Origin of the sequence: Mycobacterium spongiae (genome assembly GCF_018278905.1) — a bacterium.
Taxonomy (GTDB): domain Bacteria; phylum Actinomycetota; class Actinomycetes; order Mycobacteriales; family Mycobacteriaceae; genus Mycobacterium; species Mycobacterium spongiae.
Window position 1 is genome coordinate 948470 of record NZ_CP046600.1, and the last position, 25853, is coordinate 974322.

Annotated in this window: 20 protein-coding genes and 1 pseudogene; 14 read left to right on the forward strand and 7 right to left on the reverse strand. The window is 64.6% G+C overall.

The genetic code is table 11. The annotated features are described in order from the left end of the window. Nucleotides 1-22: 22 nt before the first annotated feature. Nucleotides 23-1456 (forward strand): cytochrome P450, encoded by a 1434-nt coding sequence (locus F6B93_RS03765; protein ID WP_211697805.1) that lies wholly within the window; start codon nt 23-25, stop codon nt 1454-1456. A gap of 63 nt (nt 1457-1519) precedes the next feature. On the opposite strand, the gene F6B93_RS03770 is transcribed toward F6B93_RS03765, so the two are convergent. Together F6B93_RS03770 and F6B93_RS03775 are read right to left on the reverse strand one after the other, a co-directional pair. Further along, nucleotides 1520-2554, reverse strand: coding sequence for an LLM class flavin-dependent oxidoreductase (locus F6B93_RS03770; protein WP_211697806.1), 1035 nt, complete (start codon nt 2552-2554; stop codon nt 1520-1522). 10 nt (nt 2555-2564) lie between these two features. Next, the gene (locus F6B93_RS03775; RefSeq protein ID WP_211697807.1) at nt 2565-3731 is read right to left on the reverse strand and encodes an FAD-binding domain; all 1167 of its coding nucleotides are present in this window, start codon (nt 3729-3731) and stop codon (nt 2565-2567) included. 131 nt (nt 3732-3862) lie between these two features. Here F6B93_RS03775 and F6B93_RS03780 point away from each other — a divergent pair, with 131 nt between their 5' ends. Together F6B93_RS03780 and F6B93_RS03785 are read left to right on the forward strand one after the other, a co-directional pair. Next, entirely contained in the window at nt 3863-5167 is a 1305-nt protein-coding gene (locus tag F6B93_RS03780) for a TIGR03086 family metal-binding protein (protein ID WP_211699255.1), read from the forward strand. A gap of 13 nt (nt 5168-5180) precedes the next feature. Next, nucleotides 5181-5966: a VOC family protein gene (locus tag F6B93_RS03785; RefSeq protein ID WP_211697808.1), complete on the forward strand. Its 786-nt coding sequence runs from the start codon at nt 5181-5183 to the stop codon at nt 5964-5966. 71 nt (nt 5967-6037) lie between these two features. Here the strand turns inward: F6B93_RS03785 and F6B93_RS03790 are convergent, their stop codons facing one another. Beyond that, nucleotides 6038-6322, reverse strand: coding sequence for an ANTAR domain-containing protein (locus F6B93_RS03790; RefSeq protein WP_246540992.1), 285 nt, complete (start codon nt 6320-6322; stop codon nt 6038-6040). A gap of 100 nt (nt 6323-6422) precedes the next feature. On the opposite strand from F6B93_RS03790, the pseudogene F6B93_RS03795 reads away from it, so the two are divergent. Continuing rightward, nucleotides 6423-6953 (forward strand): annotated as a pseudogene (locus tag F6B93_RS03795) (hypothetical protein). A 20-nt stretch (nt 6954-6973) separates the two neighbouring features. Here the strand turns inward: F6B93_RS03795 and F6B93_RS03800 are convergent. From F6B93_RS03800 to lpqN, 3 genes are all read right to left on the reverse strand, one after another. Next, on the reverse strand, nt 6974-8515 hold the full coding sequence (locus tag F6B93_RS03800) for an alpha/beta hydrolase (protein WP_211697810.1): 1542 nt from the start codon (nt 8513-8515) through the stop codon (nt 6974-6976). Nucleotides 8516-8584: 69 nt separating this feature from the next. Further along, nucleotides 8585-9073, reverse strand: a complete 489-nt coding sequence (locus F6B93_RS03805) for a hypothetical protein (protein WP_211697811.1) — start codon at nt 9071-9073, stop codon at nt 8585-8587. 147 nt (nt 9074-9220) lie between these two features. Further along, complete coding sequence (gene lpqN, locus F6B93_RS03810; RefSeq protein ID WP_211697812.1) at nt 9221-9925, reverse strand: envelope biogenesis lipoprotein LpqN; 705 nt, start codon at nt 9923-9925, stop codon at nt 9221-9223. 191 nt (nt 9926-10116) lie between these two features. Between lpqN and F6B93_RS03815 the strand changes: the two genes are divergently transcribed. Further along, nucleotides 10117-12735, forward strand: a complete 2619-nt coding sequence (locus tag F6B93_RS03815) for a GH92 family glycosyl hydrolase (RefSeq protein WP_211697813.1) — start codon at nt 10117-10119, stop codon at nt 12733-12735. Nucleotides 12736-12738: 3 nt separating this feature from the next. Here the strand turns inward: F6B93_RS03815 and F6B93_RS03820 are convergent, their stop codons facing one another. Next, complete coding sequence (locus F6B93_RS03820) at nt 12739-15114, reverse strand: lysylphosphatidylglycerol synthase transmembrane domain-containing protein (protein WP_211697814.1); 2376 nt, start codon at nt 15112-15114, stop codon at nt 12739-12741. A gap of 194 nt (nt 15115-15308) precedes the next feature. On the opposite strand from F6B93_RS03820, the gene F6B93_RS03825 reads away from it, so the two are divergent. The 9 genes from F6B93_RS03825 to F6B93_RS03865 all read left to right on the forward strand — a co-directional run bounded on the left by F6B93_RS03825 (nt 15309) and on the right by F6B93_RS03865 (nt 25833). Beyond that, the gene (locus F6B93_RS03825; protein WP_211697815.1) at nt 15309-16031 is read left to right on the forward strand and encodes a FadR/GntR family transcriptional regulator; all 723 of its coding nucleotides are present in this window, start codon (nt 15309-15311) and stop codon (nt 16029-16031) included. Nucleotides 16032-16095: 64 nt separating this feature from the next. Further along, nucleotides 16096-16893 carry an MlaE family ABC transporter permease gene (locus F6B93_RS03830; protein ID WP_211697816.1) on the forward strand — a complete coding sequence of 266 codons (798 nt, stop codon included), beginning with the start codon at nt 16096-16098 and terminating at the stop codon, nt 16891-16893. Nucleotides 16894-16895: 2 nt separating this feature from the next. Continuing rightward, entirely contained in the window at nt 16896-17774 is an 879-nt protein-coding gene (locus F6B93_RS03835; protein ID WP_211697817.1) for an ABC transporter permease, read from the forward strand. 5 nt (nt 17775-17779) lie between these two features. Then, complete coding sequence (locus F6B93_RS03840) at nt 17780-18994, forward strand: MCE family protein (RefSeq protein ID WP_211697818.1); 1215 nt, start codon at nt 17780-17782, stop codon at nt 18992-18994. Further along, the gene (locus F6B93_RS03845) at nt 18991-20022 is read left to right on the forward strand and encodes an MCE family protein (protein ID WP_211697819.1); all 1032 of its coding nucleotides are present in this window, start codon (nt 18991-18993) and stop codon (nt 20020-20022) included. The genes F6B93_RS03840 and F6B93_RS03845 overlap by 4 nt, the downstream gene beginning before the upstream one ends. Beyond that, nucleotides 20019-21551, forward strand: a complete 1533-nt coding sequence (locus F6B93_RS03850; RefSeq protein WP_211697820.1) for a virulence factor Mce family protein — start codon at nt 20019-20021, stop codon at nt 21549-21551. The genes F6B93_RS03845 and F6B93_RS03850 overlap by 4 nt, the downstream gene beginning before the upstream one ends. After that, on the forward strand, nt 21548-23095 hold the full coding sequence (locus tag F6B93_RS03855; protein ID WP_211697821.1) for a virulence factor Mce family protein: 1548 nt from the start codon (nt 21548-21550) through the stop codon (nt 23093-23095). Before F6B93_RS03850 ends, F6B93_RS03855 begins: the two co-directional genes overlap by 4 nt. A 41-nt stretch (nt 23096-23136) precedes the next feature. Next, nucleotides 23137-24279: a virulence factor Mce family protein gene (locus F6B93_RS03860; protein WP_211699256.1), complete on the forward strand. Its 1143-nt coding sequence runs from the start codon at nt 23137-23139 to the stop codon at nt 24277-24279. A gap of 3 nt (nt 24280-24282) precedes the next feature. Next, nucleotides 24283-25833 (forward strand): MCE family protein, encoded by a 1551-nt coding sequence (locus F6B93_RS03865; RefSeq protein WP_211697822.1) that lies wholly within the window; start codon nt 24283-24285, stop codon nt 25831-25833. Nucleotides 25834-25853 lie beyond the last annotated feature (20 nt).

The following is a 25853-nucleotide window of genomic DNA, read 5'->3' on the forward strand; positions in this document are numbered from 1 at the left end:
ATGCGGCCGTAGAATCGTTGTTATGACTAACACCGCGCCTACCACGCTGCCTCCCGGACCTCGCTGGCCTCGGTCGGTGCAGGCCGCAGCGATGTTGCGGAACGCCCCGGGTTTTCTGGCCGGCTGCAGACGCAGGTATGGGGCCGTTTTCACGATCCGCGTCGCGGGCATCGGCACGATGGTGTATCTGACTGATCCGGCCGATGTCAAGAAGGTATTCGCCGGAAACCCGAGCGTGTTTCACGCCGGCGAAGCCAACACGATGCTGAGCGGGATTCTCGGTGAGAGCTCGTTGTTGGTCGTCGACGACGACGTGCACCGGGACCGGCGACGACTCATGCTGGCGCCATTCCACCGCGATGCCGTTGCGCGCCAAGCCGAATTGATGAGCGAGATCGCCGCGGCAAACATCGCGGGTTGGCCGGTCGGAAAAAGGTTCGCGGTGGCGCCCAAGATGGCGGAGATCACGCTCGAGGTGATCCTGCGGACGGTGATCGGCGCCACCGACCCGGCTCGGCTGGCCGCACTGCGCAACGTGATGCCGCGGCTGCTCGACGTGGGTCCATGGGAGACGCTGGCCATTGCCAAGCCGGACTTGCTGAATCGGCGCCTGTGGCGGCGGCTGCGTCGCCGCCTCGCGGAGGCAGACGAATTGCTCTATGCGGAGATCGCTGATCGGCGCGCCGACCCTGACGTCGCCGCACGCACCGATGTGCTCGCCATGCTGGTCCGAGCCGCAGACGAGGACACCTCAACACCGGCGAGCACCATGACCGACCGCGAGTTGCGAGACCAGCTGATGACGTTGTTGGCCGCCGGTCACGACACCACGGCCACCGGCCTGTCCTGGGCACTGGAGCGACTGACCCGCCATCCCGCGATACTGGACAAAGCTGTGGATGCGGCCCATGCCAGTGCGGCGGGCGATCCGGCGGGCGACGAGTACCTCGACGCGCTGGCAAAGGAGACGCTGCGGATCCGTCCCGTGGTGTTCGATGTGGGCCGGATTCTCACCGAGCCGATTGAGCTGGCCGGCTATCGCCTGCCTGCCGGGATCATGGTGGCCCCGACCATCGGGCTGATCCATTCGAGCGCCGCGGTGTACCCGGATCCCGACCGGTTCGATCCGGATCGGATGCTTGGTGCGAGCCTCGGTCCGACCACCTGGTTACCGTTCGGTGGCGGGAATCGACGCTGCCTCGGCGCTACCTTTGCCATGGCCGAAATGCGGTTAGTCCTCAGGGAAATCCTGCGCCGCGTCCAATTGACCACCACAACCGCGGCCGACGAACGAACCAGGTTGCGTCACGTCACCATCGTGCCCAGCGGGGGCGCGGTGATCCACGTCCGCTCGATCACCGATGTCGCGTCAGCGGCGCAACCGGCGGCTCAGCCGGGGGGCTGCCCCGTCGCTGAACACAGCACTGCACCAACGGGCGCTCCCGCACCCCGGTAGGAGCTGGTGTGTAAGCACCGGCCCGATGAACCCTCGAATCAGAGGCAGCCGGCGCTCGCCGGTTTACGGTTGTCGGCCGAGTTCCTGCTCGACCATCGGCAACACCTCGTGCGCCAGCAGGGTGATTGTCCGACACACGACCTGCTGCTGCATGCCCATCCACTGGACCCTGGCGACCAGCCGAGTGAACCCGGTTGCCCGCGCCAGGCGTACCAGGTCCTCGGCGCAGTTCTCGGGTGACCCGATGATCACTCGGCCCGCGAGCAATTCGTCGACGCCGTTTGGCGCCGTTGGATCGCCAACGACGTCGTTGAACAACCCCCATTGGTCAAAGACTTGATAGCTGGCTTGCAGGTAGGGCGCCGCCTCGCGGATCGCGGTAGATCGATCTTCGGCGACCACGATATTGCGCAGCAACGGAAAATCGGCCGGCTGCGGCTTGCCCAGTACCCCGAGTCGGGCGCGGAAAGCTTGCGCCTGGTCGACGATGACCGACTCGGCAAGGTGCGACGAGGCTACCCAGGTGTCGCCGATGGCGGTGTCGGCGAGTTCGGCGGCTCGCTCCACAGACCGAATAGCACTGCCGCCCAACCATATCGGCGGCCGGGGACGCTGAACGGGCCGCAGCGCGAGCGCACCGTCGTCGACACGATAGTAAGTGCCGTGGAAGCTGACCCGATCCTGCGACCACAGCCGAGTAATCAAGTCCAGCGACTCGGTAAACCGCCCGACGCGTTCCCTGCGGTCGATGCCCAGCAGCGCAAACTCGTCACGGGCCCAGCCCGCCGCCACGCCGAGGGTAAACCGGCCGCCGGACACGGCATCGAGAAACGCTCCATCCGCCGCGACGTGTAAGGGGTGATGGTGAGGCAGCACGAGAACGCAGGTCGACAGTGACATCCCGGCAGCGGCCGGTGCGAGGTGGGTCAGAGTCTGAAACGGTGGGAGCCATGCCGCCGAGCCGTAGGGCAGATGCGACCCGATGGCAACGCCGTCATAGCCTGCAGCTCGAGCTGTCGTCACCTGCTCCACGTGCTCGGCCAACCGGACATCGAGAGGATCGCCAGGCCGGTGCTCGGGGTTGATGAATAGCGTCAACCGCACGACGTCAAATGCCGTAGTCGGGAAGGTCGAAGTCGTCGCGCATGCTGGGGGCGAACACGGTGGCCAGCGGCCCGAAGTTCATCATGCGAATCGCGATGTTGCGGAACCATAGGCCGAATCGGGTTTTGGTGGCGAAGAACCCGATGAACCGCGTCGCGCCGGCCTGCTTGCGCTGGATGAGTGGATGCAGCAGCTTCTCGTAGGCAGCGAAGGCCTGCTGGTGGTCGCCGCCGGCGCGGTTGAGTTCGCCGGCCAGGACGTAGGCTTCGGTCATCGCCAGGCCTGTGCCCTCTCCGCCCAGTAGGGAGATGCACCCGGCCGCGTCGCCGATCAGCAACACCCGCCCGCGCGACCACCGGTCCATCCGGATCTGGCTGACGACGTCGAAGTACAGGTCATCCACGTCGTCAAGCGTTGCCAGGATCTGCGGGCACTCCCAGCCGCTGTCGTGGAACTGGTTGCGCAACTGATCTTTTGGCGGTATGCCGGGGCTGTCATGGTCGGCCCGGAAGACGAAGAGGAACAGGGTGCGGTCGCCGCGCAGTGCAACGCGCGCCACCTGCTGGCCGGGAGTGTTGTAGGTGACGTAGGTCAGCTCGTCGCGGGGGTGGTAGCCGTCGACCACGCAGGCCGCGACCTTGCAGCCGAGGTAGTGCTCGAACTCCCCCTCTGGTCCAAAGATGAGATTGCGTACGTTCGAATGCAGCCCGTCGGCCCCGATGACCAGGTCGAATTCGCGCGGCGCGGCATTGTCGAAAGTGAGGTGGACACCGTCGGCATGCTCGTCGATGGCCGTGATGCTGTCGCCGTAGATCGTTTCGACGCGATCTTCGATGGTGGCGTAGACCGCCGCGGCCAGGTCACCGCGCGGCAAGCTGGTGAAGTCGCCGTCGATCATGCGGCGCACCACTTCGACGCCGAGCTCCGCTTTGACCTCGCCCCGCGGGCCGATGGAGCGGATGTGTTGAACCTGATACCCGTCGCCTCGGACCCGGTCCTCGATGCCCATGCGTTTGGCGACTTCGTATCCGGTTCCCCAGAAGTCGATCATGTAGCCGCCGGTACGAAACTTTGGCGCCTGCTCGATGAGGGTCGGGGTGTGCCCGGTGCGGTGCAGCCAGTGGGCGAGCGCCGCGCCGGCCACGCCGGCGCCGCTGATTGCGATTCTCACACTCCGATTCTGCCCTGAGCTCGACCCCGGAGAGGCACCGGCCGGGACTTCCGGCAACTCCTAGTGGGGCATTCCGCTGAGGGCATTGATCAATACGTTAGCAATGGCTAACGTATTGATGTGTGCTCGACATGTTGGAGGTCGCAGCTGAGCCAACCCGGCGCCGGCTGCTCCAACTTCTGGCCCTCGGCGAGCGCACCGTCACCCAGCTCGCGTCGCAATTTCCGGTTACCCGTTCGGCGATATCGCAGCACCTTGCGGTCCTGGCCGAGGTGGGGCTGGTGGCTGCCCGCAAGCAGGGGCGGGAACGGTACTACCGGCTCGACGAGCGCGGGATGCTGCAGCTGCGCGCGCACTTCGAGTCGTTCTGGAGCGACGAGCTCGACCGTCTCGTCGTCGACGCAGCCCACTACACACCCGCACAAGGAGAGTTCGTCATGCCGTTCGAAAAAACAGTCGTCCTGCCCTTGGATCCGGCCGAGACCTTCGCGCTCATCACCCGAACCGATCGGCTTCGCCGCTGGATGACCGTCGCCGGCCGCGTGGAGCTGCGAAACGGTGGCGCCTATCGGTGGACGGTGACTCCCGGGCACACGGCGGCGGGCACCGTCGTCGACATCGAACCGGGCAAGAAGGTCGTCTTCAGCTGGGGGTGGGAGGACGACGGTGATCCGCCGCCAGGCGGGTCGACGGTGACCATCACGCTGCACCCAGTCGATGGCGGCACCGAGGTGAAGCTGGTCCACGACGGATTGACCCAGGAGCAGGCCGCCCGTCACGCCGAAGGCTGGAATCACTTCCTCGACCGGTTGGTCCTTGCGGGACACCACGGTGACGCTGGCCCCGACGACTGGGGGGCGGCACCGGACCCGCTCGACGAATTATCCTGCGCTGAAGCAACATTGGCTGCTCTTCAGCATGTGTTGCGGGGGTTCGATGCCGCCGCGCTGTCGGCGCAGACACCGTGCGCCAAGTACGACGTGACGCAACTCGCCGATCACTTGATGGGATCGACGACGGCGATCGGTGCCGCCGCGGGCGCGCAGGTGCCGCCCCGCGACAAGGACGCACCCCTGGAAACTCAAGTCGCCGACGCGGCGCAGGTGGTACTGGAGGCATGGCGTCGACGCGGGTTGGACGGCACCGTCGAGCTCAACTCGAACCCCGTGCCGGCGGTCGTGCCCATTAGCATCCTAAGCCTTGAATTCCTGGTTCACGCTTGGGATTTCGCTCACAGTGCCGGGCGCCAGGTGGTCGTTTCCGATCCGGTGGCGGACTTCGTGCTGGGGGTGGCCCGCCAGTTCATCACCCCCGAAGCTCGCAGCGGTGTGGGTTTCGCCGAGCCCGTCGCGATCGGGGACGACGCCGGAGTCCTTGATCAGCTGATTGCGTTTACCGGCCGTCAAGCGATTGTCGCGCACGTATCCGCCAAGTAACGAAAGGTTAATCATGCCGAAGAGAACCGAATACTCGCAGGGCACCCCCAACTGGGTCGACCTGCAGACCACTGATCATCCTGCCGCCAAAGAGTTCTACTCGTCGTTGTTCGGCTGGAGTTACGACGACACCCCGACGCCCGACGGTGCCAGCGTGTACTCCATGGCCACGCTCAACGGAGAAACCGTGGCCGCCGTCGCGCCGATGCCTCCCGGCGCTCCCGAAGGCAGGCCACCGGCCTGGAACACCTACATCGCCGTCGACGATGTCGACGCTGCCGTAGACAAAGTGGTGCCCGCAGGTGGGCAGGTTCTGATGCCGGGCTTCGACATCGACGATGCCGGGCGGATGGCTTTCATTGCCGATCCGACTGGCGCGGTCGTCGGGTTGTGGCAGGCCAATCAGCATATCGGCGCGACTTTGGTCAACGAGGCGGGCGCGGTGATGTGGAACGAATTGATCACGGACAAACCCGATTTGGCGCTGGCCTTCTACGAATCCGTCGTTGGTCTGACCCATACAACGATGGAGATGGCTCCTGGCCAGCACTACCGCGTGCTCAAAGCCGGCGCCGCCGATGTCGGCGGCTGCATGGAACCGCCGATGCCGGGGATGCCGAACCATTGGCATGTGTACTTCGAGGTCGACGACGCCGACGCGACGGCGGCCAAGGCGGCGGCATCCGGCGGCCAGATCACCGTGGAACCATTCGACATTCCCTCGGTGGGGCGGTCCGCTGTCCTGTCGGATCCCCAGGGCGGCGTATTCAGTGTGCTGAAGCCCGCGCAGCAGCAATAGGAGCAACGGGAGCGCGGTCGCGACTGACGCCCGCGGCATCATGGCCGCGGGCGTCAGCCGTTGGGTTCGTCTCAGTGCCGCACGGTGTCGCCCAGCCGGTCGCCCCAGGCTCGGTAGGCGGCGGCGACAACCGGGTCGTCAGGGTCGCCGGGGGCGTTCTTCTCGGCAATCGACACGAGCGCATCGGCCAACTCCATCGGGGCGACGTTGTGCCGCTTGGCCGTGTGCACGATGTCGGTGAATGCCTCGTCGAGAGTGCACCCGAGCAAGGCCACCAGTACGCCTTCGGCGGCGCCGAGCCTGCGCTGCCCAGCGCGGCGCGGAATCCCCGGGTGCGCGTTCTGTCGTCGTGTCACCGTGGGCTCCCTTGCTGTGCGACGGCATCGATATTCTCCCATGACGGCACGACGCAGGCAGGGCCGTAAGTCCCATCCATCCGGGCTGAAGGGCATCCACATGAGCGGATCAACGGTGGACTGCGGGGCAACCTCCAGGAGACCGTCGGCCGAGCCCGGCTATGTCGATGTCCGCGCCTACGCAGAACTCAACGACTTCGTGGCGCCAGAGTCGCGCGGAGCGTCGGTGCGCCGGCCGTTCCGGAGTCATCAGACGGTCAAGGATGTTCTCGAGGCGATGGGTATTCCGCATACCGAGGTCGATCTCATCCTGGCCAATGGCGATCCTGTCGACATTGGCCGCCGGCCGGCCAACGGGGAGCGTTTTGCCGCCTACCCCATGTTCGAAGCGCTCGACATCGGGTCGACGGCAAGGCTGCGGCCCGTGCCGCTCCGCAATCCCCGCTTCGTCGTCGATGTGAACTTCGGCCGACTGGCGCGGCTGCTTCGGCTCCCAGCATCCGCAGGCGCAGACGATTGAGGTCATGCGGCGCCTGGAGCTGCGGCAATGGTTTGTGGGCGGATCTACTGGGCGGGGTCACACCACGCGAGGTTGATCCGGCTCGTCGAGCAATTGCGTGACCAGCTTTGATGGGCGCCCGGGGCGGCTGGCTAGGGTTTGACCACCGGAAGGCTGAAAGTCGTGACGGCGGTTGTCGGGATGCAGGACCGATCGACGTTTCGGTGCGGGTCGTCGATGAATGCGGTCATGATCGCCTGGGCGCAGGCCGAATTCGGCACCACGGGATGGCCCACCCCGGGAAACCGCAGCGCGGTGGAGTTGCTGAGTCCCGGGGTGACTGCGCGAACCCACCGCGGCGCCGTGCTCGAATCGAATGTGCCCGACAGGATGAGCGCGGGAACCCCGCTGCTGGTTGGCAACCGATCAATGGTGTCGGACCTGCCTAGGCCCCAGGCGTCGCACTCACGAAAAATCCAGCTGCCGGTCGGCATTATTCGCAGGACCGAATCGGGCAGTCCCGGCATCGCCGCCTGCGCTCGGGACAGGGAGCGTTCCGGCGTGGTCCAGTTCGCCATCTCCTGGCAGTACGTCCCCAACGCCAGTCCGGCGCCCACGAGTCCTCGCTGCGCCTGCGACGGGATACTCGCGGCAATCGCGGCGGCTGTCAGGCTGGCATCACCGTTGGCGAGCGCGAAGATCATCCGTGGAATGTCGGCGACCTTGGCAGGGTCGGCACTCCACTCGAGAACCAAAGGCACCAGCTTGAAACCGTCGATGACGACCCTTACCGCTTCCCCGCGGGGACCGGCCGTAGTGACTTCCACCGGTGACTGACTCAACTCGTTGACGGTGTGCAAGAAGACCGCGGGTAGGTTCGGGTATGCCGCCGCACAGGCGGATTGTTCGGCACACGCTCGAAAGATGGCGGCCAGGCCGCTAGCAGGGGCTTCCCACCAGCGCTCGACGATGTTCTGATTGGGCGGCACCACCGAGTCCAAGACCACCGACCGTATTCCTTCGGGATGTGTGCGTAGCAGGTGCATGGCTAGATCGGTGCCGTAGGAGACGCCATAGACGTTCCATTGATCGATGCCTAGCTGCACTCGCAGATCGGCGATATCGGCCGCGTTCTCCCTGGAGCTGTACGCCGCGAAGTCGACATCCGCCGCATCCAGCCGCTCCCGGCAAGCTGCGACCGCAGCCGCGTCAAGGTCCGCGGTGGACGGAGCCTCGAAGGCCAACCCCACTGCTCGAGTGGCGAACTCGTCGAGTTCCGGGCAGCCCAGGTGCGGATCGTTGTGCAGGGTGCCCCGCTGGTTGACGAAGATGACATCGCGATCAGCGTTCATCCCGCCGGCGACCACACCGGGCGCGCTCAGTGTGCCGGCCGTGCCGGGACCCCCGGCCAGGTAGACAATGGGGTCGGGCCGCGGCTTGTCGCTGACCGCTTTCACCCGGGCAACCAGCACCCGGATGGTGCGACTTTGGGGATCGAGGCGGTTCTCCGGAACGGAGAGATATCCGCACGTGTAGGCCGAGTCCAGATTGGCCTGCGGCAGGCCTGGGACGTTGGGTTCTGGACACGGCGCTGGGCTGTACGAGGCTGATGCTGTGGGTGCTCTGGGTCCTAGGGGGGACGCGCAACCGACCAGCGATGCGACGACCATCACCGCCGAGAGCAGGAAGGACACCGCGGCGTGCGTGTTCGAGCTACCGAATATGCTTGTGCGCAAGGAGGTTCAGCGATATCGGCGCAAAGCCTAGTCGGCCGGAGTCAACCGAATGGCTGCCAACTGGAGCCGGTCGACAGCTTCGGTGAATTCTTCCAGGGTCGGGACGCGTCCGTCGCGGAACTTCAATCCCATCATGCGTTGAGCGCGCTTCAGGTCGTAGGACTGGGCGCACCGCAGGCATAGATCGGCGACGACAGCCCGGTCGCGGATGAGCTCGCCGCGCATCGGGGTCGTTGTCCCGTTGTAGAGCACGTGCGTGGCGGCGCCGCCGGCAAAGTTGTGCTTCCAGCCAACAGCGCCGGTCAACGCGTAGAGATCGTTGTCGATCACGTGGGCGCTCAAGGGAATCGAGAACTGTCGTCCCGTCTTGCGGCCCGTGAAGCTCATCACCATCAGTTGCTTGCGAAGCGAGCCGGCCAGCGGAGTGCCGAGCAGGACCCCAAGCATCGGGTTGACCAGACGGAGGAGGGCCGATGGCGGGTGCCCGACGTCGACGGCATAGGACTGTTCTGTCATGCCAACACCGTAGGACTAATCGGAGTTCGCGGCTACGACCACATCGATGTCGACACCGCTTTCGAAGCCTGATAAGGCGGCTTTGGTCGGTGGCTGGGTAGCCCCCGACCCAGCTTTGTCGTGGTCTCGGGAGTGTTTGTCGTGCCGTCAGGGAGTGATGGTGGTCTGGTCGTCGATAATGCCGGTGGCGTCCATTAATTCGATTGTCTCGTCATCGAGAGAGTCGGCGTCGAGTTGCAGAACGTAGAGGGCGTCCGGGGTCGGAATCACCACCGTCTTCTGTGCGATCGTTCGTAACTGGCCGTTCTTCGTGTAAGAGCCACCGAGTTGCCAGGCCTCGAAGCCATCGAGCGTGGACTCGGTTCCGTCATCGCCGTCGAATCCGGGCAGATTCTGCAATTCGCCAGGGGCGAATTCGAGAATCTTCGCCGGGTCGACGTCACCGGTGAGTCTGGAGAGAATCGCAATGATGGTGGGTGGATCGTTGGGATCTGCGGCCTCGGTGTAGACGATGCCGCCATAGGGGGCGTTGGAGCTTTCGGGTAGCAGCCGCCAGTCATCCGGAACCGGCAAGTCGATGGTCGGGGAGCCGGGATCGCCGTGGTGGACGAGGGTCTCCTCGATATCGTTGTCGTTGATGTAGTCGGCGATGGTGTAGTTGGGGCCACCCTCAGCCTCGGCGGAGGTGGTTTCCGACGACGTCGTCGAGGTCGGCGAGGTCGGGGTCGAGGTCGCTGACGACGCACCCGTTGTCGTCGGGGATGATTTGCTGTCTGTCTTGAAACTGAAGCTGCAACCAGCCAGTGCCAGGCCCATCAATATCGTCGCAATTGCCGCCGTGAAGTGCTTCATTGGTCGCCTTCCCGAACATTGGGCCGGCACTTCCGGCCGGTCAAGTCGGATTGAGACTAGCCCAATTGGCACCAAGCGCGGCCAGCATGGCACGGCCCCAGCGGTCCATTTCATCTCGAATCGCCTCCGTTTTTGTCTCGAATCGACTCGAAACACCGCGGGAAGACACGGTTATGCAGTAAGAGACAGCTATGCGGTCACGGTGGCTGTTCAGAGTGCTTGCCGCAACCATCGCTGCGATAGGCCTCTTCGTTCCGTTCCTTATCGGGTCGCCGACGGCTTACGACGGGGAGCCGGTTTTCGTCACCTACCCGGTCGAGCACGTCGACACGCTTATCGGTACCGGGACCGGAGGCGAGATAGTGGGGGAGATCAACAACTTCCCCGGGGCCTCGGTTCCGTTCGGCATGGTGCAGTACTCGCCGGACACCGTCAACAACTACGCCGGCTACGACTACGACAACCCGCGGTCCACCGGGTTCAGCATGACCCATGCCTCGGTGGGCTGCCCGGCATTCGGTGACATCTCGATGCTGCCGACGACCACTCCGATCAGCTCGCAGCCGTGGAACGCCTGGGAGGAGATCGCTCACGACGACACCGAAGCGGGCGTACCCGGTTACTACACCGTGCGATTCCCCGGTACGGGAGTGGTCGCCGAGCTCACCGCCACCACGCGCACCGGCGTTGGCCGATTCCGATACCCGCACAATGACTGGCCCGCGCTGTTCCATGTGCGCTCGGGCGCATCGCTCGCGGGCAACTACGCCGCAACTCTGCACATCGAGGACACCACCACGATCACCGGTTCGGCGACCAGCGGAGGGTTTTGCGGCAGGAACAACGTGTACACCGTCTACTTCGCCATGAAGTTCAGCCAGCCGTTCAGTATGTGGGGCACCTGGGACGGCTACGCGGTCTCCCCCGGCAGGGATACCGCCGATTCCCGGTACAGCGGCGGCTACGTCGGCTTTCCGCCCGGCTCGGTGATCGAGGTCCGGACCGCGCTCTCCTACGTCAGCGTGGACGGGGCGCGCGCCAACCTCGCCGCCGAAGGAGACACGAGCTTTGATGCCATTCGCACGGCAGCGTCGGCCGAATGGAATGCCGCGCTATCGCGAATCGCGGTGGCGAGCAAGGACGACGGCGACCTGCAGACCTTCTACACGTCGCTCTACCGATCGCTGTTGCACCCCAACACATTCAACGACGCGGACGGACGCTACCCCGGCTTCGATGGCACCGTCCACCGCGTCGCGGATGGGCGCACGCAATATGCCAACTTCTCCGACTGGGACACCTACCGCAGCCTTGCGCCATTGCAAGGCCTGCTGTTCCCCGAGCGGGCCAGTGACATGGCCCAATCGTTGGTGAACGCCGCCGAGCAGAGCGGTGCCTATCCGCGCTGGGCGATCGCGAATTCCCCGACCGGGATGATGACCGGGGACAATGTGGTACCGCTCATCGTGAACCTCTACGCGTACGGGGCGAAGGACTTCGACCTCAAGACGGCGTTGCGCTACATGGTGAGCGCGGCGACCCAGGGCGGTATCGGCCGCGACGGTTATGTTGAGCGGCGCGGCGTCGAAGCCTACCTGGAACTTGGCTACCGGCCACAGACGCCGGGGTTTCGTGCGGGCGCGTCCGTCACGCTGGAATGGTCGATCGACGACTTCGCCATCTCGCGATTCGCCGAAGCGCTGGGCGACACCGCGACCGCGGCCGAATTCCAGCGCCGGTCCCAGTATTGGCAGAACCTGTTCAACCCGACGACGGGCTACATCTCGCCGCGTAGCACGGCCGGGTTCTTCCCCGAAGGCCCCGGGTTCGTGGAGTTTGGGTCGGGCTTCGGCCAAGACGGATACGACGAGGGCAACGCCGAGCAGTACCTCTGGTCGGTGCCCCACAACGTAGCCGGGCTGGTGACCGCTCTGGGCGGGCGCGAGGCCGTGATCAAACGGCTCGACCGCTTCACGAAGAAGCTCAATGTGGGCCCCAAAGAACCGTATCTCTGGGCGGGCAACGAGCCGAGTTTCGGGGTGCCGTGGCTGTACAACTACGTCGGTCAACCGTGGAAAACTCAACAGACGGTTGATCGGGTGCGGGGACTGTTTGGCCCTACACCGGACGGCGCGCCCGGCAACGACGACCTCGGTGCCCTTGCCAGCTGGTATGTCTGGGCCGCCCTCGGTTTGTATCCGAGCATCCCGGGAACATCGATCCTGACCGTGAACACGCCCATCTTCGATCGTGCGATCATCGCGCTTCCGTCCGGAAAGTCCATCCGGATCACCGCACCGGGCGCGTCGGGGCGTAACCGCCTGAAGTACATCAATGCCCTTGCTATCGACGGCCAACCGACCGATAGAACCTTCCTCCCGGGGTCGATCGTGCACACCGGCGCCGACCTCGTGTTCTCGCTCGCGGACAAACCCAACAAGGATTGGGGCACTGCGCCCTCCGCCGCACCGCCGTCCTTCGGGGTGGGCAGCACGGCGGTCACCATGAATATCGCCTTTCCCATTGTCGAAATCGCGCCTGGTGCTACCGGGACCGTCACCGTGGACGCACAACGGATGATCGAGGGCGTCAGCGACTACACCATCACGGGTGCGTCCTCCGGCGCAGGAATCACGGCCGAACCCATACATGGACAGTTCGACCGTGACGGATCCGCAACCGTTCCGGTCGCGATTACCGCAGCCCGATCGGTTCCGGTGGGTTACTACCCGATGTACCTCGCGATCACGGCCGGGGAGAGCGCACAGACGCTGATCGTGCTGGTCGTGGTTGCAGACGTCCTAGAGTGACTGCTAGATCATCTCGTTTCTGGTCAGCCAGCGCATGACCTGCCAGCCGACGAATACCGGAAGCCAGCACGTGAGTATCCGGTACAGCAGCACTGACGGCACGCCCTCGGCCGCGGGCACGCCGAAGGCGGCGAGCCCACCGATCAACGCCGCCTCCACTGCGCCGACGCCGCCCGGGGTGGGGGCGGCCGACGCGAGGGTCCCGCCGACCATTGTCACCACGGTCACGGTGACGAACGTGGTGCCACCACCAAAGGCTTCGATGCTGGCCCACAGCGCCAACGCCGCTCCGAGAGTCGTTCCAGCGCAGCCAAGGACGATCAAGGCCAGCCGCCTCGGTTCCCGGGCAAGCGCAATGAGGTCGGTCGCTACTTCCTGGAGCCTCGGGCGCACCGCCGTTGCCAGCCAGCGCCGCAATCGTGGCACAAAAAGGAATGTGCCGACGATGCCCAGCGTCACTCCGGCGATGAGATAGAGCACGTTGGCATTCGGAACGAAGTGCGACAGGTCGGTCGACGTCCCGGCCACGGCGCTGAAGGTGATCAGCAACGCGAGGTGCACGATCACCTGCACTGATTGCTGAAGCGCTACGGCGGCCGTGGCCCGCAATGCGCTGAGTCCGCCCTTCTGCAGGAACCGCGTGCTCAGCGCGAGCCCCCCGACACCGGCCGGAGTGGTCGTTGCGGCAAAGGTGTTTGCTACCTGCATGATGGTTAGTTTCCAAAAGCCCACCAGCCCGTCGGCGCAGGCCCACAACGACGCTGCGGCACCGACATACGTCAGCGCCGACACCGCCAAGCCCAGCAGTGCCCACCACCAGTTCGCGGTTCGCAGCTCGGAAAAGAAGGTCGGCACAGTGCTGATGAAGGGGTACGCGACATAGACCAGGGCACCGATCAGCACCAGTTGAATGATCTGGCTACGGCTGAAGCGGGTGATGGTTTCGGTCTTGATCTGATCCGCACCGGTCTGGCGTTTGACTTCCGCGCGTGCGCTGGAGATGACTTCGCCCGGTTCGGTAACCGATTCGCGGACTCGTTTTGGCACAGCGGACTTGGTCAGTCGCCGCGACGCGGTGAGGACTCTTTCTTTGCCGAACGCGTCGATGGCCGCACCCACGGCCGACTTGGCGTCGTACAGCGCTGCCGTCGTCACCAGGAGTTGGGCCAGGTCGGATTGGAGTTGGGCTTCGGTGGCACCGTATTCGGCGCCGCCGAAGCCGCCGAATAGCACGGTGCCGTCGTCGACCGTGATCTCGCTGCTGCACAAATCGCCGTGGGAGATCTGCTGATCGTGCAGTATCCGCAGCGAGTCCCACACCAAGGCAACCGGTGTCGTCGGCGCGGCTTCACGGATGCCAATTCCACGAGCTGGCTTGTGTGCGTAAAGAGTCCAGCCCCGGTCGAGCGGGGAAACGCCGATCACCTCTGCATTGGCGACGCCCGCGGCTGAGATGGCGATGGCCATCAGGGCCTGATGCTCGACCGCGCGGCGCATGGAGGCGTGCAACGGCGCGGTCTCCGAGCCGCGCAGTCTCAGCTTTCGCCAGAGCTGGCGTAGCACCCCTCCGCCGCGTTGATGTGGGCCGTACAACTCGATCAAAGCCCCGGCGTGGGGATCATCGGATGCGGCCGAGAGGACCAGTGGTCCACGTCCACCGGGCCGCAGCACCGTGAGCCCGGACACCGTGAATCCGCGTCTGGACAACGCGCGAACCGCGCCGTCGAGCGGCACCTCCAGCGCGGGAGTGCCGACCGCGAGGACTACTACCGCGCCGACGAGCCATCCGACCGCCAGGCCCAGTAGAGATCGGGCGGGCACGATGGCGCTGACAACGAGATGGATCGGCACGAAAGCCAGCAGCAGAGCCCACCACCGGTGTCGCCAGCGGGAGGGTAGCCACGGGCCCGAGACGGTCAGCACCGCGGCGAGCATGGCGATCCAGCGCGGGTCGTCGAGCAATTGGGCGGGCAGTGTGGTGAGCCGATCCGACAGGTCGAAGTGCCATTGCGGTGCAGCGATGCGATTGCTGGTGATGGACAGCGGCAGGATGGCCAGTACCCCTGCGGCCGCATATGCGCCGAGCAGTTTCCACTGCCGGTAGAAAATCAGGCCAACAAGGATTGCGAACGGCAATGCCACAATTGCCAGGCCGTACGCCAGGTACACCAGATCCGATTGAGCGGGGGATAGGACCCCGACGATCTGGGAGATGGATTTCTCCAGTGCCTCCCATTGCGGGCGCGTGATGAGGGAACTCGTGACGACGGCGATGAGGAAAACCACCGCGAGGACCAGCCGGATGATGTCGTTGGTGCGCCGGGCTAGCGGTTGCAGCAAGCTGCCGGACACGCTGATCTCGCGCCCGTCAACTCGCATATTCGCAGATCCTTCGGATCAGGTCAGGGCCGCGTCGGTTAGCGGCCCGCAGACAACTTAACCGGATGCCTGCGTCGCAGGTGTGGTCGCAGGGGCGATGGTTGCGACGCGAACAAGCCCCGGCTCCGACACGGTCGGGCGCCATGATGGCCTGACCACTTGACCTCTGATCATTTTGGGAGCACACTGAGCGCATGGCGCTGCAGCCAGTAATTCGCCGATCGGTGCCTGAAGAGGTTTTTGAGCAGATCGCAACGGATGTGCTCAGCGGTGAGATGCAACCCGGCGCGGCGTTGCCGAGCGAGCGCCGGTTGGCCGAGGTGTTCGGCGTATCTCGGCCCGCTGTCCGCGAGGCGATGAAGCGGCTGTCGGCCGCCGGCCTCGTCGAGGTGCGCCAGGGCGACGTCACCACTGTGCGTGATTTCCGGCGGTACGCCGGCCTGGACCTGCTGCCCCGGTTGCTGTTTCGCAATGGTGAGTTGGACAGCTCGGTTGTGCGCAGCATGTTGGAGGCGCGGCTGCGCAACGGCCCAAAGGTCGCCGAGCTGGCGGCCGAACGGCACGAGTCGACATTGGCGCAAGTCCTTGAGGATTCGCTGCGGTCAATGGAGGCCGAGGAAGATCCCGTTGAGTGGCAACGTCACGCCCTCAAGTTTTGGGACCATGTGGTCGACAGTTCTGGTTCGATCGTTTATCGGTTGATGTACAACGAATTTCGCGGCGCCTACGAGCTAGCTCTAGCCGCTCTGGCCGGCACGGTGACCGCCGACTTCAAGCGGCCGAACGACTACCGGATCGTGGCGGATGCGATCTGCTCCGGTGATCCCGCGGCAGCAAAAAAAGCTGCCCAAGATTTGCTGGAGCAAACGAACGCGTCGCTGCTAGCCGCGCTGGACAGCTCGGGAATTCGGCAATGAACTCGGCGCGCACTGTGTTGGGGCAGCGGCGCAGGGACTCTGTCGATCCTCAGGGGCTGTGCAGATGACCACCCGCACCGCGATCACGACCTATGTTCGCGGCCAGACGCAGCCGGCGATCGATGCGGTCGGCGGGTTCTACCGCACCTGCGTGCTGACCGGCAAGGCGTTGTTTCGCCGGCCGTTTCAGTGGCGTGAGGCGATCGAACAGGGTTGGTTCATCACGAGCGTCTCCTTGCTGCCGACTCTGGCCGTCTCGATTCCGTTGACCGTGCTGATCATCTTCACGCTCAACATCCTGTTAGCGGAATTCGGCGCCGCCGATATCTCCGGCGCCGGCGCGGCACTCGGCGCGGTCACCCAGCTCGGTCCGCTGACCACGGTGCTGGTGATAGCCGGTGCCGGAGCGACGGCCATCTGCGCAGACCTTGGCGCCCGCACCATTCGCGAGGAGATCGATGCGATGGAGGTTCTCGGCATCGACCCCATTCACCGGCTGGTGGTGCCGCGCGTTGTCGCCGCGACGATCGTCGCCGCGCTCCTCAATGGCGCGGTGATCACCATCGGCCTGGTCGGCGGGTTCATCTTCGGTGTCTTCATTCAGCATGTTTCCGCCGGCGCGTACGTCGGCACGCTCACGCTCGTGACGGGTCTGCCCGAGGTCCTTATCTCGATTGTCAAGTCGGCCACGTTCGGTCTGATCGCAGGCCTGGTCGGCTGCTACCGCGGGTTGACCACCAAGGGCGGTCCCAAGGGCGTCGGCACCGCCGTCAACGAAACGTTGGTCCTGTGCGTCATTGCGCTGTTCGCGGTCAACGTGGTGTTGACCACGATCGGCGTGCGGTTCGGAACGGGACGCTAGGCATGGCGAAGACATCGGCGGCAACTGTCCTGCGCGGCCGCTACCCTCGCACGGCGGCAAATATCTCCCGCTACGGCGGCGGCACGGCCCAAAGATTTGAGCAGTTAGGGATTTTCGCCAGGTTCACCCGCCTCAGCGTCATCCAGATCGGGTGGGCGCTGCGCCACTACCGCAGGGAGACGCTGCGGCTCACCGCCGAGATCGGCATGGGCACCGGCGCGATGGCTGTCATTGGGGGCACGGTGGCGATCATCGGCTTTGTGACGCTGTCCGGCGGCTCGTTGATCGCGATTCAAGGGTTCGCTTCGCTGGGCAACATCGGGGTCGAGGCCTTCACCGGTTTTTTTGCCGCACTGGCCAACACGCGCGTCGCCGCGCCGATCGTCGCCGGTGTCGCGCTGGCCGCCACCGTCGGCGCGGGCGCCACGGCCCAACTCGGCGCCATGCGGATCAGTGAGGAGATCGACGCACTGGAAGTCATGGGCATCAAGTCGATCTCGTTCCTCGTCTCCACCCGGATCCTCGGAGGGCTGGCGGTGATCTTGCCGCTCTACGCACTCGCCCTCGACATGGCATTCACGTCCGGGCAGGTGGTCACCACCGTGTTCTACGGACAGTCGAACGGAACCTATGATCACTACTTCCGCACCTTTCTACGCCCCGAAGACGTGGGCTGGTCGGTAGTCGAAGTCGTGATCATCGCGGTGGTGGTGATGATCACCCACTGCTACTACGGCTATACCGCCAGCGGTGGCCCGGTCGGCGTCGGTCAAGCCGTCGGACGGTCGATGCGGTTGTCGCTGGTCTCGGTTGTGATTGTGGTCCTGCTGGCTGAGTTGGCGCTCTACGGCGTCGACCCGAACTTCAATCTCACGGTGTAGCCGCTGTGACGACGGTGGTGACGCGCAAGCATCGACGGGTGTGGCTGTACCTCGAGGGCGTTGTTGTGCTGCTCGTCGGCGCCTTGGTTCTCGTATTGGTGTACTTACAGTTTCGCGGACACTTCACGCCGAAGACCGAGCTGACCCTGGTGGCGTCGCGGGCGGGATTGGTGATGGAACCAGGCTCCAAGGTCACGTACAACGGGGTGGACATCGGGCGGGTGGCGAGCATCTCGGAGATCGAGCGGGACGGCAGGCCGGCGGCGGAGCTGTTGCTGCATGTCAATCCGCGCTACATCGAGCTGATTCCGGTCAACGTCGCGGCAAGTATTGAGGCAGCGACCCTGTTCGGCAACAAGTATGTTTCCCTGACCTCTCCGGAAAAGCCCGACCAACAGCGGATTTCGCCCCAAGACGTGATCGACGTGCGGTCGGTGACCACGGAGTTCGATACGCTGTTCGAGACCATCACCTCGCTTGCCGAGAAGGTGGATCCGATCGAGTTGAACGTCACGTTGTCCGCGCTCGCACAGGCGCTGGACGGGCTAGGTGGCAAGTTCGGAGAGTCGATCGCCAGCGGCAATGAGATTCTGGCGCAGTTGAACCCGCGGATGCCTCAGATCCGCTACGACGTGCGAAGGCTTGCCGATCTCGGCGATGTCTATACCAGCGCGTCCCCAGATCTGTGGGCTTTCCTGCAGAACGCGGTGATCACCGCGCGCTCGCTCACCAAGCAGCAGGGCGATCTGGATGCCGCACTGTTGGCGGCGGTGGGAGCGGGCAACACCGGCGAAGATATCCTGAGCAGGGGCGGGCCGTTCCTGGCCCGCGGCGCCGCCGATCTGGTACCCACCGCTGCGTTGCTCGACACCTATAGTCCCGAACTGTTCTGCACGATCCGCAACTTCCACGATGCTGCGCCGAAAGTCGCGAACGCCGTTGGCGGGAATGGCTATTCACTAGCTGCGGCAGGCACCATCATCGGAGCTCCCAACCCCTACGTTTACCCGGACAATCTGCCGCGTATCAACGCTCATGGGGGACCGGGTGGACGCCCAGGGTGTTGGCATCCGATCACCCGGGACTTGTGGCCGGCGCCGTATCTGGTGATGGACACCGGCGCCAGTTTGGCGCCGTACAACCACTTGGAGCTGGGCCAGCCGATGTTTACCGAGTATGTGTGGGGACGCCAATTCGGGGAGAACACGATCAACCCATGAGGACCACATCAACGGCGATCAAACTCGGCATCTTCTGGTTGGTGCTGTTGATGTTCACCGTGATGATCATCGTGGTGTTCGGCCAGGTGCGTTTCAACCGCACAGCTGGGTATTCCGCGGTGTTCACCAACGTGAGCGGGCTGCGGGCCGGGCAATTCGTCCGCGCCGCCGGGGTAGAGGTCGGCAAAGTATCCGACGTGGTGCTGATCGATGGCGACACCAGGGTCTTGGTGAAGTTCACCGTCGATCGCTCGGTACAGCTGGATCTAGCGACAACGGCCTCGATCCGATACCTCAACCTGATCGGCGACCGCTACCTGGAGCTACGTCGTGGCGACAGCGGCCGCCCGCTGGCGCCGGGCGGAACTATCCCGCTCGCGCGCACCCAGCCGGCCTTGGATCTCGACGCTCTGCTCGGCGGGTTTCGTCCGCTGTTCAAGACGTTGGATCCAGATCAGGTCAACAGCATCGCGTCGTCGCTCATCACGGTGTTTCAGGGTCAAGGCGCCACCATCAACGACATCCTCGATCAGACCGCGACACTGACAGCGACGCTTGCCGACCGCGACCGGGCGATCGGCGAGGTTGTCCGCAACCTCAACACCGTGCTGGCCACCGCGGTCAAGCACGAAAAGGAGTTCGACCAGACGGTCGACCGGCTCGAGGTACTGATCACCGGATTGAAGAACCGGGCCGATCCGCTGGCAGCGGCAGCGGCGCATATCAGCAGCGCCGCAGGAACCCTGGCTGACCTGCTGGCTGCGGACCGCCCATTGCTGAGCGACAGCGTCGGACACCTCGAGCGCATTCAGGGGCCGCTGATCGAGGATTTGTCGTCTCTGGACGAGGTCTTGGAGAAGCTGCCGGACGCGTATCGCATCATCGGCCGTTCCGGTGGGATATACGGCGACTTCTTCAACTTCTATCTGTGCGACATCGAGTTGAGAGTCAACGGATTACAGCCCGGCGGACCGGTACGCACCATCAAGCTCTTCGGGCAGCCCACGGGGAGGTGTACGCCGCAATGAGGACGCTGACGGAATTCAACCGGGGGCGGATCGGCGTGATGGGAATCGTGGTCACGCTGCTGGTCGTTGGCGTGGCGCAAACCTTTACCAGCGTGCCGATGCTGTTCGCCACTCCTACGTACTACGCACAGTTCGCCGACACGGGCGGCATCAGCGCGGGTGACAAGGTGGAAATCGCCGGGGTGAATGTCGGGCGGGTTCTCTCGCTGTCGATCCGCGGCGACCGGGTCATGATCGGATTCTCGTTGGTGGGCCGAACTATCGGAATGCAAAGCCGAGCGGCGATCCGTACCGACACCATCCTGGGCCGCAAGAACATGGAGATCGAACCCCATGGTTGGAAGCCGTTGCAGCCCAACGGATTCCTGCCGCTGGCGCAGACCACAACGCCCTATCAGGTCTACGATGCATTCGTCGATGTGACAAAGGCGGCGACTGGATGGGACATCGGCGCCGTCAAACGCTCGCTCAACGTGTTGTCGGAGACATTCGATGAGACGGCTCCCCACCTCAGTGCCGCCCTCGATGGTGTCAAGGCATTCTCCGACACCGTCGGCAAGCGCGGTGAGCAGATCGAACGACTTCTGGGCAACGCCAGCAAGATAGCGCACGTCTTGGGGCACCGCAGCGAACAGGTCAACGGGTTGCTGGTCAATGCCAAGACGCTGCTGGCCGCGCTGACACAACGCAGCCAGGAGCTGAGCATTCTGCTGAGCAACGTGTCGGACGTATCGACCCAGGTGTCCGGGTTCATCAACGAGAATCCCAACGTCAATCACGTGTTGGGTCAATTGCGCACGGTCAGTGATGAGCTGGTCTTACGCAAGACAGAGTTGGGTGACGTGTTGGTGCTGCTCAGTAGATACACGGCGGCCCTGACAGAGGCAGTCGGCTCGGGACCGTACTTCAAGGCGGTGGTGGTTAATCTGCTGCCCTACCAGATTCTTCAGCCCTGGGTTGACGCGGCGTTCAAGAAGCGCGGCATCGACCCGGAAAACTTCTGGCGCAGCGCCGGGTTACCGGAAGCCCGATGGCCTGACCCCAATGGCACCCGATTGCCGAACGGTGCCCCGCCGCCGGCACCGGAGCTGATGGAGGGCACGCCCGAGCATCCGATGCCGGCAGTCCCGCCCGGTGCGCCGTGCTCCTACACGCCGGCGGCGGATTCGTCTCCGCGGCCCGACAATCCACTCCCCTGTGCCGGCGCGACCACGGGCCCGTTCGGCGGCCCCATCTTCCCGGCGCCGCTGGACGTCGCCGCCTCGCCGCCGAACCCGGATGGCCTGCCGCCGACACCGGGCATCCCGAGTGCTGGCCGACCGGGCGATCCGCCGCCGGATGTTCCCGGCATACCGGTGCCGTTGTCCCCGAACGCGCCGCGCGGTGCGCGCACCGAACCGGTAGCACCGACCGGTCCGATGCCGCCACTACCGCCCTTTGCTCCCGGGCCACCCGCGGCACCCGGCCCCGGGCCGGCGCTGCCCGCCCCGTTCGTCACGCCCGACGGGACGGGAGGTAGCAGCCAGTGAGCACGATCTTCGACATCCGCAACCTCCGACTGCCACACGTCTCCCGCAGGGCGATCATCGGCGGAGTGCTGGTGGTGGTCTTGGCCGTCGTCGGGGTCGTCGTCGGCGTGCAGCTCTACCGAAAGCTCACCACCAATACCGTAGTCGCATATTTTCCTGAGGCGCTGGCGCTGTACCCCGGCGACAAGGTCCAGATCATGGGTGTGCGGGTCGGTTCGATCGACACGATCGAGCCGGTCGGCGACAAGATGCGCGTGACTTTTCACTACAGCAATAAGTACGACGTGCCCGCCACCGCCACCGCGTCGATCCTCAACCCCAGCCTGGTGGCGTCGCGCACCGTGCAGCTGTCACCGCCCTACACGGGCGGTCCGGTGCTGAAAGACGGCGCCGTGATCCCGATCGAGCGGACCCAGGTGCCCGTCGAATGGGATGAACTGCGCGATTCGATCAACGGCATCATCCGGCAGCTCGGCCCGACGGAGGAGCAGCCTAGAGGGCCGTTCGGCGATCTCATCGAATCGGCCGCGGACAACCTGGCCGGTAAGGGCAAGCAGGTCAACGAAACACTCAACAGTCTGTCGCAAGCACTGACCGCGCTCAACGAGGGTCGCGGGGACTTCGTCGCGATCACCCGAAGCCTGGCGTTGTTCGTCAGCGCGCTGTATCAGAACGATCGACAGTTCGTGGCCCTCAACGACAACCTGGCCGAAATCACTGACTGGTTCACCAAATCCGACCATGACGTGGCCGATACGGTCAGCCACGTTGATGGCGTGCTGACCGACGTACGAAAGTTCCTCGACGACAACGGGCCTGTGCTCGCCGCTGATATCGACAACCTTTCCGAGGTGACTACCACAATCCTGCAGCCCGAGCCGCGCGACGGCCTGGAAACCGCCTTACACGTGCTGCCCACCTATGCGAGCAACTTCAACAACCTCTACTACCCGCTGCACGGCTCAATAACGAGTCTTTTGGTGGCCCCGAACTTCGCGAACCCCATCCAGTTCATCTGCAGCGCCATCCAGGCGGGCAGCAGACTCGGCTATCAGGACTCCGCCGAGTTGTGCGCCCAGTACCTGGCGCCGGTTCTGGACGCCATCAAGTTCAATTACCTGCCGTTCGGCTCCAACCCGTTCACCTCGGCGGCCACCCTGCCCAAGGAGGTGGCCTACTCAGAGGAGCGGCTGCGGCCGCCGCCCGGGTACAAGGACACCACCGTCCCCGGGATCTTCTCGCCGGACACACCGTTTTCGCACCGCAACTCTGAACCGGGCTGGGTTGTCGCGCCCGGTATGCAGGGCACGCGGGTTCAGTCGTTTACCGCCACCATGCTGACCCCGGAGTCGTTGGCCGAGCTACTCGGCGGACCTGACATCGCCCCTCCGCCACCGGGAACCAACTTGCCGGGACCGCCCAACGCCTACGACGAGGTCAATCCGTTGCCGCCGCCGTGGTATCCGCAACCCGCGCCGCCGCCAGTACCGCCGGCGAGCTTGCCTGCGGAAAGCGTTGCGGGACAGACAGGCCCGGGCCAGTGAGCGCGGTGAGCTCGAGCGGTAGCCGCCCGAACCGTCGGCCCCTGAGCGCGGGTCGTCGTGGACTGGTCTTTGCGCTGGCGCTGTTGCTAATCCCGATGGTATTGACTTCGTGCACCTGGCGTGGGATTGCCAATGTACCGCTGCCGGTCGGGAGGGGCACCGGTCCCCATCACATGACGATCTATGTGCAGATGCCGGACACGCTGGCGCTGAACACCAATAGCCGGGTCAGGGTTGCCGACGTATGGGTCGGCACGGTGCGTGACATCAGCCTGAAGAACTGGATCGCGACCCTGACGCTGGACCTCGATCCGACTGTGCAGCTACCGGCAAATGCGACCGCGAAGATTGGCCAGACCAGCCTGTTGGGTACACAGCATGTCGAGCTGGCTGCGCCGGCACATCCGTCGCGGCAGCCGTTGGAGACCGGCGACACAATCCCACTGAAGAACTCCTCGGCTTACCCCACCGTCGAACGGACGTTGGCGAGCATCGCGGTCATCCTCTCCGGCGGCGGCATCCCCAACCTCGAAGTGATCCAAGCCGAGATCCTCAACATCCTTGGCGGCCACGCGGACCAGGTGCGCGAATTCCTCGGTCGCCTAGACACATTCGTCACCGAACTCAATCGCCAGCGTGACGACCTTACTCGGGCGATCGACTCGACCAACGAGCTGGTGACGATCATCGCGAATCGCAACGACACGCTGGACCGGGTGCTCACCGAATTTCCGCCGCTGGTAGCGCATTTCGCTGATACGCGGGATCTGTTCGCCGACGCCACCGAGTCTCTGGGGCGGTTCAGTGACGTCGCCAACCGGGTTCTGTCCGACACCCGGCCCAGTCTGCACGAGAACCTGAATTCGTTGCAGCGACCGCTCTATCAGCTTGAGCGGGCCGCGCCGTATGTGGTCGGGGGGCTGAAGCTGGGCCTCACAGCGCCGTACAACATCGACGAGGTGTCCAAGGTGATCCGCGGCGACTACGTCAATGTGTCCGGCACGTTCGACGTGACGCTCTCCGCCCTTGATGGCGCGCTGCTGAGCGGAACGGGCGTGTCGGGGATGTTGCGAGCGCTGGAGCAGGCGTGGGGACGGGATCCGGACACCATGGTTCCGGACATTCGCTACACGCCGAACCCGAACAGCGTCCCTGGGGGACCGCTCGTGGAAAGGGCCGAGTGAGAGATGCTTACTCGCGCCATCAAGATACAGCTGCTGTTGTTGAGCGTGCTGGCGGTCGCCGCGGTGGTGGTCCTCGTCTGGTACTTCCTGCGGATACCCAGTTTGGTCGGGATTGGGCGATACACCCTCTATGCCGAATTGCCGCAGTCCGGCGGCCTGTACCGAACAGCCAATGTCACCTATCGGGGCATCACGATCGGGAAGGTTGCCGGCGTCGAACCAACCGATCGCGGCGCGCGAGCGCGGATGAGCATTGACGACGGCTACCAGATCCCGACCGATGCGACGGCCAATGTGCACTCGGTGTCGGCGGTTGGCGAACAGTATCTCGACTTGGTATCCGACCGCAGCGAAGGTCCGTACCTGCGCAATGGTCAGACGATCACCAAGACTACGGTTCCCAGCCGGATCGGTCCCGCGCTTGACGCCGCGAACCGCGGATTGGCGATGCTCCCCAAGGACAAGGTCGCATCCCTGCTGCATGAGACGGCGCAGGCTTTGGGGGGCATGGGGCCTTCGCTTCAGCGCTTGGTCGACGCAACCCAGGCGATCGCTCATGATTTCCGGGACAGCATCGACGACATTGACGACATCATTGAGCGTTCGGCGCCCATCATCGACAGCCAGGTCGACTCTGGGGACGAGATCGCCCGCTGGGCTACCAATCTCAACATGTTGGCCGCGCAGACCGCGCAGCAGGACGAAGCGGTGCGACGCATTCTGGCCGACGCGGCGCCAACGGTGGATCAGGTCAACGCCACGTTCGACGATGTGCGAGAGTCGTTGCCGCAGACGTTGGCCAATCTTGAGGTCGTGCTCGACATGCTCAAGCGCTACAACGCCGGGGTTGAGCAAGCGTTGGTGTTCTTGCCGCAGTCCGGCGCGATTGCCCAGACGGTTACCTCAGCATTTCCCGGAGAAGCTGGACTTGGCGTCGGCGCTATCGCGTTCAACCAACCGCCGCCCTGCTTGACCGGATTTCTGCCGGCATCGCAGTGGCGATCGCCGGCTGACACCAGCACCGCGCCGCTGCCGAAGGGCACCTACTGCAAGATCCCCATGGACGCGACGAATGTTGTTCGTGGAGCACGCAACAACCCGTGCGCGGACGTGCCCGGCAGGCGGGCCGCCACGCCACGAGAGTGCCGTAGCAAGGAGCCGTACGTGCCGCTGGGTACCAATCCCTGGTACGGGGACCCGAACCAGATTCTGACCTGCCCAGCTCCCGCAGCGAGATGTGATCAGCCGGTGAAACCCGGCCAGGTGATCCCGGCGCCGACGGTCAACAATGGTGTCAATCCGCTACCCGCCGATCGGCTGCCCGGAACGCCGCCCCCGGTCAGCGATCCGGTGCAAAGACCCGGTTCGGGCACCGTCCAGTGCAATGGGCAGCAACCCAACCCCTGCGTCTATACCCCGAGCGCGTTGCCCACAACGATTTACGATGTGCGCAGCGGCAAAGTCGTCACCCCGGACGGTGTGGTGTACTCCGTCGAGAACTCGGCCCATGTCGGATCCGATGGGTGGAAAGAAATGCTGACACCGGCGGGTTAGTCGAGAGTCCGAGCCGCCCC

Bases quoted from the DNA above. Each gene is read 5' to 3' on its own strand.
- F6B93_RS03835 (WP_211697817.1), top strand. From the start codon at position 16,896: ATGGCGAAGACATCGGCGGCAACTGTCCTGCGCGGCCGCTACCCTCGC.
- F6B93_RS03780 (WP_211699255.1), top strand. From the start codon at position 3,863: ATGTTGGAGGTCGCAGCTGAGCCAACCCGGCGCCGGCTGCTCCAACTT.
- F6B93_RS03865 (WP_211697822.1), top strand. From the start codon at position 24,283: ATGCTTACTCGCGCCATCAAGATACAGCTGCTGTTGTTGAGCGTGCTG.
- F6B93_RS03850 (WP_211697820.1), top strand. From the start codon at position 20,019: ATGAGGACGCTGACGGAATTCAACCGGGGGCGGATCGGCGTGATGGGA.
- lpqN (WP_211697812.1), bottom strand. From the start codon at position 9,925: ATGAAGCACTTCACGGCGGCAATTGCGACGATATTGATGGGCCTGGCA.
- F6B93_RS03785 (WP_211697808.1), top strand. From the start codon at position 5,181: ATGCCGAAGAGAACCGAATACTCGCAGGGCACCCCCAACTGGGTCGAC.
- F6B93_RS03805 (WP_211697811.1), bottom strand. From the start codon at position 9,073: ATGACAGAACAGTCCTATGCCGTCGACGTCGGGCACCCGCCATCGGCC.
- F6B93_RS03815 (WP_211697813.1), top strand. From the start codon at position 10,117: ATGCGGTCACGGTGGCTGTTCAGAGTGCTTGCCGCAACCATCGCTGCG.
- F6B93_RS03830 (WP_211697816.1), top strand. From the start codon at position 16,096: ATGACCACCCGCACCGCGATCACGACCTATGTTCGCGGCCAGACGCAG.
- F6B93_RS03765 (WP_211697805.1), top strand. From the start codon at position 23: ATGACTAACACCGCGCCTACCACGCTGCCTCCCGGACCTCGCTGGCCT.
- F6B93_RS03825 (WP_211697815.1), top strand. From the start codon at position 15,309: ATGGCGCTGCAGCCAGTAATTCGCCGATCGGTGCCTGAAGAGGTTTTT.
- F6B93_RS03820 (WP_211697814.1), bottom strand. From the start codon at position 15,114: ATGCGAGTTGACGGGCGCGAGATCAGCGTGTCCGGCAGCTTGCTGCAA.
- F6B93_RS03845 (WP_211697819.1), top strand. From the start codon at position 18,991: ATGAGGACCACATCAACGGCGATCAAACTCGGCATCTTCTGGTTGGTG.